The sequence below is a fragment of the Companilactobacillus nuruki genome (assembly GCF_002872255.1).
Classification (GTDB): Bacteria; Bacillota; Bacilli; order Lactobacillales; family Lactobacillaceae; genus Companilactobacillus; species Companilactobacillus nuruki.
Genome location: NZ_NIPR01000009.1, coordinates 1 through 16665 on the forward strand (window position 1 = coordinate 1; position 16665 = coordinate 16665).

12 protein-coding genes are annotated in these 16665 nt (G+C 34.5%); 4 read left to right on the top strand and 8 right to left on the bottom strand.

Annotation, left to right across the window (positions count from 1 at the left end; genetic code table 11):
* Window positions 1–58: 58 nt before the first annotated feature.
* Window positions 59–1111 (bottom strand): D-alanine--D-alanine ligase family protein, encoded by a 1053-nt coding sequence (locus CBP76_RS04520; protein WP_102195754.1) that lies wholly within the window; start codon window positions 1109–1111, stop codon window positions 59–61.
* A gap of 176 nt (window positions 1112–1287) precedes the next feature.
* Here CBP76_RS04520 and CBP76_RS04525 point away from each other — a divergent pair, with 176 nt between their 5' ends.
* Window positions 1288–2247 (top strand): DUF1002 domain-containing protein, encoded by a 960-nt coding sequence (locus tag CBP76_RS04525; protein ID WP_102195755.1) that lies wholly within the window; start codon window positions 1288–1290, stop codon window positions 2245–2247.
* 65 nt (window positions 2248–2312) lie between these two features.
* Here the strand turns inward: CBP76_RS04525 and CBP76_RS04530 are convergent, their stop codons facing one another.
* The 6 genes from CBP76_RS04530 to CBP76_RS04555 all read right to left on the bottom strand — a co-directional run bounded on the left by CBP76_RS04530 (window position 2313) and on the right by CBP76_RS04555 (window position 9289).
* Window positions 2313–3977 (bottom strand): glycoside hydrolase family 13 protein, encoded by a 1665-nt coding sequence (locus CBP76_RS04530; RefSeq protein ID WP_102195756.1) that lies wholly within the window; start codon window positions 3975–3977, stop codon window positions 2313–2315.
* Entirely contained in the window at window positions 3978–4805 is an 828-nt protein-coding gene (locus CBP76_RS04535) for a PTS system mannose/fructose/sorbose family transporter subunit IID (protein ID WP_102195757.1), read from the bottom strand.
* A gap of 19 nt (window positions 4806–4824) precedes the next feature.
* Window positions 4825–5646, bottom strand: a complete 822-nt coding sequence (locus CBP76_RS04540) for a PTS mannose/fructose/sorbose/N-acetylgalactosamine transporter subunit IIC (protein ID WP_102195758.1) — start codon at window positions 5644–5646, stop codon at window positions 4825–4827.
* A gap of 27 nt (window positions 5647–5673) precedes the next feature.
* On the bottom strand, window positions 5674–6165 hold the full coding sequence (locus CBP76_RS04545; RefSeq protein ID WP_102195759.1) for a PTS sugar transporter subunit IIB: 492 nt from the start codon (window positions 6163–6165) through the stop codon (window positions 5674–5676).
* A 12-nt stretch (window positions 6166–6177) separates the two neighbouring features.
* Window positions 6178–6603, bottom strand: coding sequence for a PTS sugar transporter subunit IIA (locus CBP76_RS04550; RefSeq protein ID WP_102195760.1), 426 nt, complete (start codon window positions 6601–6603; stop codon window positions 6178–6180).
* 121 nt (window positions 6604–6724) lie between these two features.
* Complete coding sequence (locus tag CBP76_RS04555; protein ID WP_102195761.1) at window positions 6725–9289, bottom strand: sigma 54-interacting transcriptional regulator; 2565 nt, start codon at window positions 9287–9289, stop codon at window positions 6725–6727.
* Window positions 9290–9497: 208 nt separating this feature from the next.
* Here CBP76_RS04555 and CBP76_RS04560 point away from each other — a divergent pair, with 208 nt between their 5' ends.
* On the top strand, window positions 9498–12233 hold the full coding sequence (locus tag CBP76_RS04560) for an HAD-IC family P-type ATPase (protein ID WP_102195762.1): 2736 nt from the start codon (window positions 9498–9500) through the stop codon (window positions 12231–12233).
* 113 nt (window positions 12234–12346) lie between these two features.
* On the opposite strand, the gene CBP76_RS04565 is transcribed toward CBP76_RS04560, so the two are convergent.
* Window positions 12347–13036, bottom strand: coding sequence for a ribonuclease H family protein (locus CBP76_RS04565; protein ID WP_102195763.1), 690 nt, complete (start codon window positions 13034–13036; stop codon window positions 12347–12349).
* A gap of 69 nt (window positions 13037–13105) precedes the next feature.
* Between CBP76_RS04565 and CBP76_RS04570 the strand changes: the two genes are divergently transcribed.
* Both CBP76_RS04570 and CBP76_RS04575 read left to right on the top strand, forming a co-directional pair.
* Window positions 13106–13861, top strand: a complete 756-nt coding sequence (locus CBP76_RS04570; protein ID WP_102195764.1) for an alpha/beta hydrolase — start codon at window positions 13106–13108, stop codon at window positions 13859–13861.
* 9 nt (window positions 13862–13870) lie between these two features.
* Window positions 13871–16663: a YhgE/Pip domain-containing protein gene (locus CBP76_RS04575; RefSeq protein WP_102195765.1), complete on the top strand. Its 2793-nt coding sequence runs from the start codon at window positions 13871–13873 to the stop codon at window positions 16661–16663.
* The last annotated feature ends 2 nt before the right edge of the window (window positions 16664–16665 follow it).

Here is a 16665-nt window from a genome sequence, read left to right on the forward strand (position 1 = left end):
TACTAGATGACCTTATTTTAATGTTCACAAGCTAAGTATATTTCTTCTTGTTCTAATTTTATTTTTTATTTTCGTAATAAGTAACTTTGCTCTTAATGATTCTTTCACACAAATCAGGATAAGAAATTCCAGCCGCTTCTGCTTCTCTTGGCATTAATGACAATGGTGTCATACCTGGCAATGTATTAGCTTCCATGACATATAATTGACCATCACGCAATAAGAAATCAACTCGACCATAGTTACTCATGCCTAACGCCTCAAAAGTCTTCTTAGTTAATGCTTGCATCTTTGAATGTGTTTCGTCATCCAAATCTGGTGGCGTGATAAAATGTGTAACAGTATTTTCTTGGAATTTGTGTTGGAAATCATACCAACCAGTATCAACAGTTATCTCAACAGCAGGTAAAACCAAACCATCAACGATTGCAACTGAGAATTCACGACCTTTGATATATTCTTCAATCAAGGCCTCGCTATCAAATCTCAACGCATCAGCTACTGATTCTCTTAATTCAGTAGCATTATTAACAATGTGTGTACCAACACTTGAACCACCATTAGATGGTTTTACTACCATTGGATAATTGAATGGAATATCTTCAGATAAAATCTGAGCAGTTTTAGTTGTTGCATATTGAGCTGTTGGAATCTTACTTTGAACAAAAATTTCTTTAGAATATTTCTTATCCATAGCAAGTCCTGAAGCAAGTGAACCGCTACCTGTATATCTGATATCAAAAACATCAAAAACGGCTTGCATTTTACCATTCTCGCCATCTTCACCGTGAAGTCCCATGTAGACAATATCGGCATGTTGACAAATCTTCAAGACATTCTTACCTAGAAGACCTCTAGTTCCATCCGTACGAAGTGCATTGATCTTTTCATCAGTTAAAACTTCGTCATCAATGACAAGTTTTCCTTCACTCTCTGGTTCAGTTGTAAAAAGATCATCAATTTTATCTTCTTCGACATCCTTGCCTAAAAATGAATCAACGTATGCGACTTCATAACCCTTGCTGCGTAGTGCGTTGGTGATTTTAACTCCGGAAGATAAAGAAACATTTCTTTCTGTACTTCTTCCGCCTGAAAGAACGACAATTTTCATTGTGTTTTCACCTAATCCTTTTAAATTTATTACTTAAGCGTAATCCTAGAACCTACAGAATAGCATAAAACAGGCCAAAAAGCTATTTGCGAAGGTGAAACTTGAAAAAATTGAGTGAAGTTCTCGAATTTTTCACATATTTTTGGTTTAATTATCAATATAAGGAGGATATGACCTTGAAAAAGTTAAATGTTATTTTATTAGGTTTAATATCTGTAATCACACTGGGAGTATTTTCAGCTCAATCAGTTAAAGCTGATGATTTGAGTGATCAACCAGTTATGACTTTGGGAACATCTTTAACGAATGACCAACGTCAAGGTACAATTAGTGCCTTATCTTCACAAATTAATGACAGTAATTACAAAACAATTACTGTCACAGGTGATACTTTAGTTAAGTACTTGAATCCAAGTGGTAGTTCATTCACCAGCAACTCCGGTGTTTGGTCATCTGCGTTGATTCAAAAAACATCATCTGGCTCAGGTATCAACGTAAAGATCGTCGACTACAATGGTAAAAACAATATCACTACTATTACTGCTGATCAGTATCGTAATGCTGCTGTTACTGCTGGTATCAGTGATGCTAATATTTATGTAACATCTGCCACTCCAATTGATGGCTCAGGTGCCTTAGCTGGTATTTATGCAGCATATGCAAATAGTGGCGATTCATTGAACCAAAACCAAGTTAATGCGGCTCAAAAAGAAATGAGCGTCTTAAGTGGTATTACCGATGCCAATAAAGGTACTGATGGCTATACTGATAAGCAATTGAATAATGCGGTTGCTGGAATGAAATCAGACATCGCTAAAAAAGGTGACAATATAACCGTCAACCAAATCACTACTATCGTTAATAACAACCTTCAACAAAATAATATTCAGAATATTATCACTGATAACCAAAAACAACAGATTATCAATTTGATGGTTCAAATCAGAGATTCTGGTGCTTTAAAGGATTCAAACTTTAAAGAACAAGCTTCTAAACTAAGTAGCGATATCATGAGTAAAGCTAAGAATATTTTCAATAACTTGAATACTCAAGAGAATCGTAATTTCTTACAAAGAATTTGGGACTCAATTGTCTCATTCTTCAACGGATTATTTGGTGGTAACAGTTCTAACTAATAATAATTATAGTTGCTCAATAAAAAGCATGAATGACAGCCAAGTTGGTTATCATCCATGCTTTTTTATTTCCTTAAAATCATTGCCTCATAAGGCCTCAGAGTACCCTTTTCTTCAAAATCATAATTTCCAAGTACCAGATTTGTTTTATCATAATCATTCAAGCACGAAGCCTGTTGTTCCCAACTTGATAAGTTAGCAATAACCAGCCACATCTGATCTTTCAATGTTCTAGTATAAGCAAAAATATTTCTATCATTTGGCAAAATCAATTTAAAATCACCATCTCTAAAAATATCTTCATTATGTCGTAATTCAATTAATTTTTGATAATACTTAAAAATCGAACGTGGCGAATTCATATCTCGTTCAACATTTACAGTTTGATAATTAGGATTCAATTTAAACCACGGATCACTCTCACTAAATCCAGCGTTTTTTGAACTGTTCCATTGCATTGGCGTACGAGCGTTATCCCGACTTATCTTTTGAGCCGCCTTCAAGAAATCTGCCTTACTGATAGTCTTTTCTTGCTCAACTAATTTTTGATAATTAGTTTTTAATTCAATATCTTCATAATCTGCCAGTTCAAATTTAGGATTGGTCATCCCAATTTCCTCACCTTGATAAACAAACGGTGTTCCCTTTAATCCATGCAAAACAGTAGCAAATGCTGTGGCAGATTCATAACGATAATTTTTATCATCACCCCATCTTGATGGAGTTCTAGCACGATCATGATTTTCAAAATATAATGCATTCCAACCATGTCCATTCAAATTGTCTTGCCAATTTGCTAAAGTCTTTTTTAATTGAACGATATCTATTGGTTGAATGGCCCAACGACCATTGACATCTCCCGGTTTACGGTCAACATGCATATGTTCAAACGTAAAGACCATATCTAGTTCTTCGCGCTTTGGATCAACCAACATTCTTGCATCTTTACTTTTACTTGAAGGGGCTTCACCAACGCTCATCATAGAAAAAGGAGCCAGCACTTGTTGATTCATTTCATGAATAAATTCATGCATTCTAGGTCCGTTATCTTGATTACCAACAACATACCTCAATTGATGCGGATTGGGATTGTCGGGAAAGTCTTGGTTTTTAGAGATCGAGGTAATCACATCCATTCTCCAGCCATCGACACCTTGAGCTTTCCAATATCGCATCACATCATAAATAGCTTCCCTAACTAGAGGATTTTCCCAATTTAAATCAGGTTGCTTTTTCCCATAATAATGTAGGTAATACTGTTGACGAGTTTCATCATAAGTCCAAGCAGAACCGCCAAAATTTGATCCCCAATTGTTAGGCTCACTGCCATCATTTTTAGGGTCTCTCCAGATGTAGAAATCACTAAAATAATTATTTCTAGATTTACGACTTTCCTTAAACCAAATTGATTCATCAGAGGTATGATTAGCTACCATATCCATAATAATTTTTATATTTTTTTGATGAGCATCTACAATAAGCTGCTTCATATCGTCGTTATTACCAAACATAGGATCAATCTTGCGATAATCAGCAATGTCATAGCCATTATCAATCTGGGGAGATAGATAACAAGGGCTGATCCATAAAGCATCAATTCCTAATGATTTCAAATAATTCAATTTCTTGTCAATACCGGATAAATCTCCAATGCCATCATTATTAGTATCATAAAAACTCTTGGGATAAACTTGATAAATAACAGCATTTTTCCACCATTCGCTTTTCATTTAAACAATACCTAATAAAGCCAAAACTACTGCAATCACGATTGTTCCCAAGATCAACCAGTTAATTGAGACGTTCTTTTTCTTTAATAACCAAAAACACAATAAGGTTATCGTCAATGGCAAAATGCCAACAAAAATTTGATTCAACATTTCTTGAGATTTTAGAATAGTTTTACCACCTAAAACCATATTCCATTTCAAATCGAATTTAACCATATTACTTGTCATGGCACCAACCATCATCAAACCTACAATGCTAGCCGCCTTTGTCAAGATATTGATTAGACCCTTTTCATACAATTCACCAATATAATTTGATCCCAAAGTATAGCCAAGTTGACCACCATACCACCGAACCAATTGAACTGGAATATTGAATAGTAATAAGAAAATAATAGGAGCAGCAATATTACCGTTTTTGGCTAAACTGATGGCAATTCCCGCTGCGATAACTCTTAAAACTCCCCAGAAAATAGAATCCCCAATACCAGCTAATGGTCCCATTAAACTAGTTTTGATCGCATTAATTGACTCCGCATTGAAATCATCGCTCTCACTGTTTTGTTTCTCCATGGAAGCTGTAACTCCCATGACAAATGGTGCCATGGCTAGATTCGTATTGAAATATGACATCTGACGAACCATAGCTTCTTTTTTGTCTTGTTCTTTTTTATAGAACTTATTTATAAATGGCAACATTGAATATTCAAAACCTGAAGCCCCTTGCTTAGCGGGTGTTACGGCTGAATATAAAGTAAATGAACGCCAATACATTTGTCTCATTAATTTCTTTTCATCTTTGGTCATATCTTTCGAAAATTTACTCATAATCGTCTTCTCCTAATTTTTAGCTAAAGAAATCATCATTTTCTTGTTCATCTTTCGTTTCCGTGGTAGTTTGAGCAACGACTGGTTTAGCTGAAATTTTTTGTCCCATATTGTGCAATTGATAATCTCTTTGAGCGACCAAAATAGCAATAATCGTACCCATTACAGCTACCGCAATCAATGGCATTTTTAGATATGCTACCAATAAGAAACCTAAGAAATAGAAGGCTGAAATATTTTTATCCCAAAGTATTTTCATCAACATTGCCATACCAACAGCTGGCAATACGTTTCCGGCCACTGTTAGACCATGGACAATAATAGTTGGAATCATTTTTAAAACATTTTGTGTAGCTTCTGAACCAAATAACATTGCAAAAAATGGAATCAATGAATATAAGAACCATTGCAAGGCCCATAACCCAAAATGTAACCTAACTATTCCCTTTTGATTACCTTTTTCAGCCATACTATCGAATTTACTTGCAAACGGACCAACAACAGCAACGTAAATTAAAGTTTTTATTTGTAGACCAATAATACCCAATGGAATTGCTAGTGGTAGAGCAACTCCTAAGCCACCGTGCATAATAATAGCAAAAGCAACTGCCAAAGCACTGGCCAATCCTGGTTCAGCGGCACTGGCACCACCGATATTAACAATACCCATAAAAATGGTTTCCAGAGATGCACCGATCATTAAACCAGTTTTAACATCCCCCAATAATAATCCGACCAATGGTCCAATAACGATTGGTCTACCTAACATTGAAAAACCTAATAGCTCCTGACCACCAACGGTTAGGAATACAACTATCGCAACAGCAAATGCCTCATACATGTTAAATTCTCCTCATCTTTAATAATTTTATAGATTCATTTTTTCAATGAAATCAGTGGCTTTTTCTTTTTTATCAGTTGGTAAGTTCTGTAATGCGGTATCCGGATAAATCTTTACCAACTCCTTTAAAGATTCAATTTCTGGATCGGTCAGCATAACAAATTGTGTCAAAGTCTTTTTAGGATCAGTCGAAGCCTTTCCAACATTTCCGAGATTAATATATTGAATGTCTGATACTTTCTCAGCTATTTTTTCAGCATCGCCCACAGTTCTAACCAAAACAAACAACTTCATATTTTGGGCACGCTCATCAGTCAATAGATCAATTGCTGCATCAACAGTTTTTACAATGACTTTGATTCCTGAAGGAACTGCCATTTTTAAAGCCATTTGTTGAGTAGGATTAGCGGCAGTATCATCATTAGCCACTACGATTCCATCAATACTCATTTCCTTTGACCAGACCATTGCTATCTGTCCATGAATCAATCTTTCATCAACTCTCATAATTTTAATCATTTTTATTTCCTCCTAATTGAAAAAATCTTCATCGTCATTTTTCGATTCATTCTTACTAAAATCAATTGTTCCCAAACTATCCTTACCAATTTGAATCAAGTTTTTAATATATTCTTGAGTAATTTCTTCCTTAGTTAAAATTGCTTCAATTACTACTGGTAAATTAAATCCATAAATTATGAATATGTTTTGATTATTCTGGGCCTTAACAGTTAGACGTTGATTAACACTGCCACCCTTTAAATCTGTAAAAATAATTACTTTATCATCATCATTAAATGAACTAAATAATTTATCGATTGTTTCATTTAAATCATCATTCTTCTTTGTATATGCGGATATATAGTCAACATCATTGTCATGTCCCGCAAATAATTCAATTGTGTTCTTCATACCTTCAGCCATGCTTCCATGCGAGGCAACAACTATTCTTTTCATTTTGCTTTCCTCCTCACTTTTATATAAGCAATTTACGTGCCAACTTTTCAAAAGGCTGCTGTTTAGGCATTTTAAAATAAAAAAAAGTAAGTGCTTAATTATAATTAAGCACTTACTTTAATCAAATATAAAAATGTAATAGTTGATACATCAGTGATATTTCGTAATCATTGACCGTAAAATTGTATTTCAATTCAATACCTTTAAAAATCGTCCTTGAAACTGAATAAAACTCTTTTTCCTTATCATCATCAAAAGTAACACTGGGATTATCTTGTTTACGTGAATTCACTAACATTCGCTCAATCATCAATGATAGATGCATATATAGATTCAATTTTGTTTTACCATCTAATGAAATATCATAATAATCCTGATATTTTTGAGTAATCAGTTGAACCTCATCAATAACTACATCCGGATTCAAAAACTGTAATCTATCTTTAATCCCTTCAATGGTAAAAAACTTCAACATCTTATTCATTAGTGACTCAATATTAGGTTCTTGCTCACCTGAACTTACTAGAAGTTTTTCAAATCGTTCATAACCATCTTTTTCCATGATGTCATAAATATTAATAATATTAATATCCAGATTAGTTGTAATATCAGTGGTTGTGACTACAAATTTGGTTTTATCGAAGAACTTTTGTTCATGATTCTCCAAGGTTTGCTTCAAATCTTTATAATCCATCGTTATTATTTCAAATTTATTTGAAAGCGAATCTAACATCATCCGTTTGATTTCTTCTGACAAACCAACTCCAGACATACAAGAAACAACAATATTAGAAGAATCCGATAAGCCTTCATAATATTGGGTTCCAGATGCTAAACCAAACTGATTGGCCGCCTTTGTTATCTGCTTAAAAGAATCATTTCTTTGAATTCTTATCCCCACATCCAACGCTGTCGCAGTCGTAACATTGTTGATAACTAAGAGTTCACAGTTAGAATATTTTTTTATTTCTGAGAACATTTGTGTCAATGATCCCATATCAAATAGAACAAAGATCCCCTTATGATCGTTATCTTTCTGATTTTTAATATACTTTTGAACATAACGATTAATTTCGTAAATTGATATGTCAATTGGCATATCAAAGGCCTCAAAAATATAATTTCCACATAGATTATTAACTACACTCTGAATACTAGTGGCCGTACTATCACCATGGGCAAGAATTATCCCAGTATATTGAACACTTTCAATAAGACTGATTTTGTCTTTAAATAATAAAAACAACCAAGGCGTATTGAATTTTTGAAACTGTTCATCGACATTAATAGATTTTAAAAATTGTTGATAAATGTACATTGTTCTAGGATAAGTTTCTTCGAAGTTCTTAAACATCTTGTCCATGTTAAATTTATTATTTTGAACAAAATAGTAAATAGATATTCCAAAACACAGTTGCTCAAACTCGCTATAAGACAATTGTAATTTGATTCCGTATTTTTTATTAAGTACATCCTTGATTCCTGAATCAACTTTAGTTTTGATCGAATCAATTAAACTTGTATCTTTTAAATATTGAACCTCTCTTAAAAATTTCATCAGTAAGAGAATGTGATCCGAAATATCCTTGTTGTTACCAATATCCATAACTAGTTCTTCATGCAATCTCTGTAGTAATTTATATTCTGAATCTTTAATAGGTGCATAGTTATTAACATCAAATTCCTTATTAATTACTACACAATTGTCTTCTACAGCATCATGCCCAATATAGATATCTTTGGCATAAGAATTATCAGTATATGCTGAAGCACAGAGCAACTTCACAGAATTTTCTACTGCTCCAATATTTCCCGGAGCATCATTTTTAGTTAATCTTTCAATCACCGAATTTTCCACATGCAGTTGTCGCTCGGTCCTTCTAGCTTCTTCTTTAAATGCATTGAATATCAATGACAAACGCTCTGTTAACGGTCTATCTTTAAAGGCAGGCAACGCAACATTTAGTGGAACTCTTCTAACAAAAGTTTTTAATAAAAAGTTATTTAGTTCCTCAGTTGTTGCAAAAATAAATCTAACATTAACTTGATGAGCAGCTTCGTTTTCCCCCAAAGGATAGAATCGACCTGAATCTAATAATGAAAATAACTTCTCCTGACTTTCTTTTGGCAAACGATGAACTTCATCTAAGAAAAAGTATCCTTTGTCTGCCTGATCCAGCAATCCCAACGTATCTTCATTGGCGCCAGTAAATGCTCCTTTTTTATAACCAAATAATACCGAAGAAAGTAATTCAGGATTATTGGCATAATCAGCAGCATTTAAAGTAATAAATTTGGCGTCTTTGTCAATTACATGCAGCTTTTTTGCTTCTTCATAAATATTTTTTGCTAGGAAGCTCTTACCAACACCACTAGGACCAGTAATTATCAAGGGAAAACCATTAGGTGGATAAACAATTGACTCCTGACATTTTTTTACAATTTCCTTTAAGCTGCCAGAATAACCAATTATGTTTTGAAATGGTTGATCTTTTTGAGCCAGTTTCCAAAGAACCGGACGGCTATTTTGTTTAATTAGTTTCCCATCTTTATATAATTGCGATAAATAAATACTAATAACATTACGACTTAAACCTACAGCATTAGCGATTTCTTTAGTATTTACCCAGTCGTTAGAATAATTGTTCTTAATTACTTCATAAACTTTGTCTACTGATTTAACCATATTCTCTTCCCTTTTAAGCACTAATTAGTAAATTAAGCATTATTTATATTTGGAAAATCATTTATTTCCAGTTTAACTGTCTTTAATTAGTTAAGCACTAACTTTATTTTTTAAAATTCAAAAATACTGCTTTCTATAAAAACATAGGATATAATTTCATTGGTATCCCATCATGAGGATAAATAAACCTAAATATTAGGAGGAAAATATGCAAGACGAAAAGACTTATCCAGATTCATCCGAAAATACTGATTCGGATCACGTCCCGATACGCCACGAAAAAAGAATTTGGCAACTCAATGAGGAAGATTTAACAAATCTTTATCAAACCGACGCTGAAGATGGATTAAGTGAAAATGAATATTCTAAACGATTAACTCAAAATGGCAAAAATGAATTAGAGGTCAAAAAAACCTCGAAATTAGTACAGTTCATTAAACAATTCAATAACAGTATTATCTATATTTTGGCTGCAGCTGCAATCATGACATTCCTAATGCATCGTTATTCCGATTCGATTGTTATCGGCTTAGTTATCATCTGTAATGCGATCATTGGCTATGTTCAGGAACGACAAGCTGGTAATGCATTAGAGAAAATTCGCGAAATGTTAGTTTCAAAAAATTTTGTCTTCCGCGATGGCGAAAAATTAGAGGTCGATGCTCGTGATCTTGTTGTCGGTGATTTAGTTAACCTAGAGGCTGGTGATGCTGTTCCTGCCGATATCCGATTGATTTCAGCCGATAACTTAAGTGTCCAAGAATCTGTTTTGACCGGTGAGACCAACCCTGTAGAAAAAATCGAAGAACCCATCTCTGAAAGCAGTTTGCCTTTGGCCGAGCGCAAAAATATGGTTTATGCCTCAACCGCTGTCACAAGTGGTTCTGGTATGGGTATCGTTGTTGCGACAGCTGGAAATACAGAAATTGGTAAAATTCAAGATTCTGTTGAAACTGTCAAAGAACGTCCCACTCCTTTAATGAGAAATCTAAATTCATTAGGTTTCGGTCTATCAATTGCTATCGTGATTGCAGCAGTTATTTTATTCATCATTGGTTATTTCTTAGATACATATAGCTTACCAACATTGTTGGTTTCCGTTATTACAATGGTTGTCGGATCAATGCCCGAAGGTCTTCCTGCAAGTACCTCAGTTGTTTTAGCTATGGGTACAAGGAAAATGACTAAACGTAATGTGATCGTAAAATCATTGCCAGCTGTTGAGACACTTGGTGCCGTTGATATTGTTAATACTGACAAAACTGGTACATTAACTAAAAACGAAATGACCGTTAAAAAAGTCATCACGCCTGAACATAGCTTTGATGTAACTGGTGTTGGTTACTCCGATGGTGGAGTTAATTTTGACGGTGAATTACAGTTAAATGGACAAAAAATTAATTGGCATTCAGACAAAAATATGCAATGGTTAGTTAATATTGCTGGCCAGACCACTGACGCCCAATTGCATTTTGAAAATAATCGCTGGGAATTAAACGGTGAACCAACTGATGGTGCTTTAACCACCCTATATCGGAAAATGACTGGTGTTGACCCTGAAGTAGATGAAATCGATTCTCTACCATTTGATTCCGCCTTTAGATATTCTGCTCGTCTAGCTAACTTAAATAATCAAAGAGTCTTAATGGTTAAGGGTTCTCCTCATACAATTATTGATTTGAGTAATCAACGAACTGATTCTAATTATTGGGATCAACAAATAAAAGCTTTAACTACTGATGGATTACGAGTTGTAGCACTAGCCTATAAAATTGTCGATTCTTCAGTAAATAATATTGAAAAAAATGAGATTAAAGACTTAACACTAGCTGGTATGGTGGGAATTATTGATCCACCAAGAGAAGAAGCTCGTAAATCGATTCACGAATTACGTATGGCTGGTATCAAAGTAAAAATGATAACTGGTGATCATCCAGATACTGCAACCGCAATTGCCAATAAATTAGATTTGGATTCAGTAGTAAAAGCTATTACTGGTCCTGAAATCGATGCTATGTCTGATGACGAGTTAAAAGATAAAATCGATGACTACAACGTCTTTGCTAGAACTACTCCGGCCAACAAGTTAAGAATCGTTCGTGCTCAGCAAGCCAATGATCATGTTGTTTCAATGACTGGTGATGGTGTTAATGATGCCCCAGCCCTAAAACAAGCTGATATCGGTGTGGCTATGGGTATAAAAGGTACTGAGGTTGCCAAAGAATCAGCTGATATGGTTTTAGCTGACGACGATTTTGCCGATATTGTTGTGGCTGTTCGTGAAGGTCGTCATGTATTTGACAATATTCGTAAAACAATTCGTTTCCTTTTACCAACAAGTTTTGCTGAAGGTTTAATTGCTGTGATCAGTATCCTCTTAGGCCAAGATTTACCACTTTATCCTGCTCAATTGCTTTGGATCAATATGGTTTCAGCCTTAACAATTCAATTTGCTTTCATCTTTGAACCACCAGAAGCCGGAATTATGGCTCGTGGTCCAAGAAATGTAAAAGCTGGATTATTAACGAAATTAGATACTTTTGAAATAGTTTACGTCTCCGCCTTAATCTCAGGTCTCGGTATTTGGGCCTTTGATTCTCTAACGAGTCGTGGTCTACCTGAGGTTGTCGGAAGCACAATGGCTTTGAACATCATTATCTTTGGTAAGATTTTCTACCTATTTAATTTAAGAAATGATCACCCTGTTATTTCCAAATTTTTCTTCCAGAATAAAATGGCCTTTTATATCATTGCCATTTTGATTGTTCTACAAATGGGAATTATTTACTTACCATTTATGCAAGACATTTTCCATACTACAAGTATTAATTTCTACTATGGTTGGTTGATTCCTATTCTAGCCGGCTGTATTGTTCTACTAGTAACTGAAATAGGTAAATTTATTCGTTTCCGTTTGCTTAAAGGTGTTACAAGAGATTTTTAAACTGCTAAACTCTCTTAAATAGATTAAAAATAGTCTGTATTGATATCAATTATGTTATTTCTCAAACATTTTTGACAATCAATACAGACTATTTATTTTGGTTTCAAATCAAACTACATTTTATCCATTGTTTCATTTAATAGCTCATCAACTCGATTATTGCCAACATTAGTCGCATGTCCTTTAGTCCATTCAAAAGTTTTATTAGTAACTGTTGGTAATAGTTTATCCAATTCTTTCCATAATTCTACATTAACAGGAACACTACCATCAGCCTTTTTATAACCTCGTTTTCTCCATCCTGCTAACCAATTTTTAGTAATTGCATTTAGCACATATTGAGAATCTAAGACAAATATCGTATTTTGTTGATTGATTTTTAGCTCATTTAATCGAATAATACTTTGAATCAGGCCCATTATCTCCATGCGATTATTGGTTGCTCCAAATTCACCACCAGTTCCTTCATAAGTTTGGTCGTGATTGCTGATATGATAGGCCCAGGCGGCTTTATCGGTTGTTTTTACATGACCACCTTTATAATTTCCATGATTTCTAGAGCCACCATCAGTGTAAACCACTACGTCATAATCATTAATATCAGAAACTTTTGGCTTATTATTTTTCTTAGTTACTGGCTTGCTGTAAGAATCACTACCTTCTAAAAAGGCTTGAGCCTGGGATTTATCGGTAAAACTTTTATACCTTGCACCGGTGAAACCATCAACTTGAGCCTTACATTCAGGCCATGTTAAATAGATTCCTGGCTTCTTGCCACGTCGTACTGCATAATATTTTTGCAATTGTCATACCTCATTTGGTTAAAATTTCTCAACAATAATTATATAATAATATGTTGTTGGGGTGAATTTATGAAAAATGGACAATGGCCGATTTTCTACATCCACGGATTTCGTGGAGGAGATTATACGACTGAAAAAATGATTGAGTCTGCTTTAGACTGTAATGGTAAACAAAAAGATCAATTTTTGAAAGCAATAATCAATTGGCGTGGAAAAATCACTTATGAGGGAACTTGGACTGATGATGAACATCCCATTGTCCAAGTCGTTTTCCAAAACAAATGGGTTGGCAGTAACCAAATGGCTTATTGGTTGGTCAAACTACTATTTGATTTACGCTTAAAACATGAATTTACTACATATGATGCTATCGGTCATTCTTTGGGTGCGGTCGCTTTAGTTTTACTCAATATACGAGAAAAAATGCGTTCTTATATGCCACGACTAAAAAAATTGGTTCTTATTGCAGGACCATTCAATGGAATTTTAGGTTTGGGAGATCTTCCCAACATCAATCGTCTAAAACCTGATGGACGACCTGCTTTTATGAGTCCTACTTATTTTAGAATTTTTATAAATCGCAACAACGTTTCGGATGATTTGAGGGTTCTGAATATCTATGGAAACGTTGGCGACCATTCCAATAGTGACAAATATATTTCCGTTACATCGGCTAAATCGATTTCCTATATTCTAAAGCCTCGGGCTAAGGAATATAGTGAATATTATATGAAAGGTTCAAACGCTGAACATTCAATGCTTCACGACGATTCTGAAATCCTAGATACCGTCAATGGTTTTATTTACTATAATCCGTTATCATAACGTTATATAATGGCATTGCGCCACTTTGCTTTTAAGAAAGATTTGGAGGGGATTTCTATCAAAGCTTGGGAGCTATTTAGATTAGATATAAAGAGGACGTTACAGTCAAAACCTGCAACATTATTAATGTTGGCTTTGATTATTTTACCATGTCTGTATTGTTGGTTTAACGTTTGGGCTCTGTGGGATCCTTATTCAAACACAGGTGGTCTAAAAGTTGGTGTTTATTCCGATGATCAGGCCGTTGAACTTGAGGGACAAAAAATTGAAATTGGCGATCAATTAATTGCTAATTTAAAGAAAAACAAAAAACTTGGTTGGACTTTCGTTGACTCCAAGAAGGAATTAGACCAAGGAGTCAAAGATGGTTCCTTTTATGCCGGAATTTATGTACCCAAGAATTTCTCTAAGGATATAGTTAGTTTCTTGTCTGGTAAAATCAAGAAACCTAATTTAGTATTCTCGGTTAATCAGAAAATAAATGCGGTCGCCCCGAAGTTAACTGAGTCGGGGGCAACGACACTGCAAAACACAATTTCAGACGAATTTATTGGTACAGTAAGTAAGACTATTACCAAAGCATTGAACAAGTCTGGAGTTGATATTGAGCACAACCTACCAATGTTACGGCGGCTTTCAAGTCTGCTTATTACCACTGATGACAATCTACCAGAATTGCAAGATATCATGGACAAAGTTCAACAAGCCAATACAATTGTTCCTAATTTAAACCAAAAATTACAACAAGCAAATGATATGTATGGCTATCTTCCACTATTGAATCAAGATGCCCAAAAATTAGTCAATTTGAATAACTTTTTACCATTAGCGGATGCTGGTGGCACAGCAGCTAAGGATCTTCAAACCAAGATACCTGACATTCAAAGTGCTGGTTCACAAGTCAATGAGATCGATAATGATTTTGGTAAAATTTCCAACCTAATGGATACAAGTATTACTCAGGTTGAAAACGGTATTCAAGTTATTGATAAGGTTCAAAATGTTATGCCTGATATTCAACAATTAGGGCAAGATGCTGAAAATGCTACTAATAAAGCTAACAACGAATTAATTCCTAAGATTCAACAGGCCCTTCCAGTAATCAAGACAACCGTTGATACCGGTTTATCAATGATTTATAACATTGCTAATCAAATCAGCAATTCGTTATCCAATGCCAACGATTTGATCGATAAAATTAAAGAAGATCCTAAAAATCAACAATTAAAGGATCAACTAAAAACAGTTATCCAAAATATAGCAACTGATGCTACGCAATTGGCTAAAGTAAGTCGTCAAATCGCCTCATCCCTTAATGATCTGCAAAACTTCTATAATAATTTAGCTGATCAATTAGGAAACGATAAAACAACCATCTTTGATAAACCTATTCAGCACCTTAATGACTTGGCAACTTTAAATGACACTTTAAGTGACAAAGCCAATGACATTTTAAATAATTACAGTGATCTTAATACTACTGATCTTCAAAATAAATTAACTGATCTACAATCACAAGCTGATAAGATCGCTGACGGAATTACTGATATTAAGGCCTTAAATATCATGGACAGTGTTTCTAGCACCATTAGTAGCGTTTCAACGCTCTTAAAAGATGCTGGTACAACATTAAGTCAAGTTAACAATAATATTATTCCTGCTATTCCTGGACTTTTGAATAATACTAAAGGTGTTTTGCAAACTGCTTTAACTTACCTTCAAAAGTACCAAAAACAATTGCCTGCTGTTGGTAACGAAATTCACGACGCTAACCAATTGCTAAACGGGAACATGGGCAATATTGTAACAGGTATTAATTTGGTTAACGATTTTTATAATAATGATTATCCAACTTTGAAGAAGAAACTATCCACCGCTACATTCTTCGTTCAATATCAATTACCACAAATTGAAAACGAATTAACTACAACCTTGAATCTGGTTAACTCTAAAACTCCTGAACTAGAACAAGCTCTGTCAACAGCTAATGATTTTGCTGAAAATGATTGGCCACAGCTAAAGAAGGATGTTCATCATTCCGCCAAGTTGTTGAAAAAGGGCGAAAAGAACGTTGATCTAGAAGCTCTTATCAAGCTAATGAAGTCTGATGCTAATAAAGAATCTGACTTTTTCTCTAACCCAGTTCATTTGAAACAAGTCAATTTATACGATGTACCAAATTATGGTTCTGCTAGTGCTCCTTTCTATTTAGCATTATGTATTTGGGTTGGTGCCTTGCTTCTATCCAGTGTTTTCACAGTTCATTTCCAATTAAACGATCGTCAAAAATATCGTTACACATTTAAACAACGATTCAATGGTCGTTACTTAACCTTTGGCTTTTTAAACCAATTACAAGCAATTGCTGCAGCACTTGGTAATCTCTTTATCATTCATGCTTATGTAAAAGAAAAAGTCTTTTTAGTACTATTCTGTATGCTAGTCAGTTTCGTCTTCATATCAATTCTCTACTCACTGGTTCAGATGTTCGGTACGGTTGGTAAGGGATTAGGTATTATCATTCTGGTACTTTCAATTTCCGGTGCCGGTGGTAACTTCCCAGTCGTCCTATCAGATGGTTTCTTCAGGTTTATCAATCCATACTTACCATTTACCTATGCTGTTAATCTGATTCGTGAAGCAGTTGGTGGTATTTACTGGCCAAATGCAACAAAGGATATTATCATATTAATAGCCTTCGGAGTAGCCTTTTATCTCCTAGGTCTACTAACTACTGAAAAGCTCAAACCATTTATGCACAAGCTTCACAAGAGTGCTAAGAAGAGTATGATTATTGAATAATC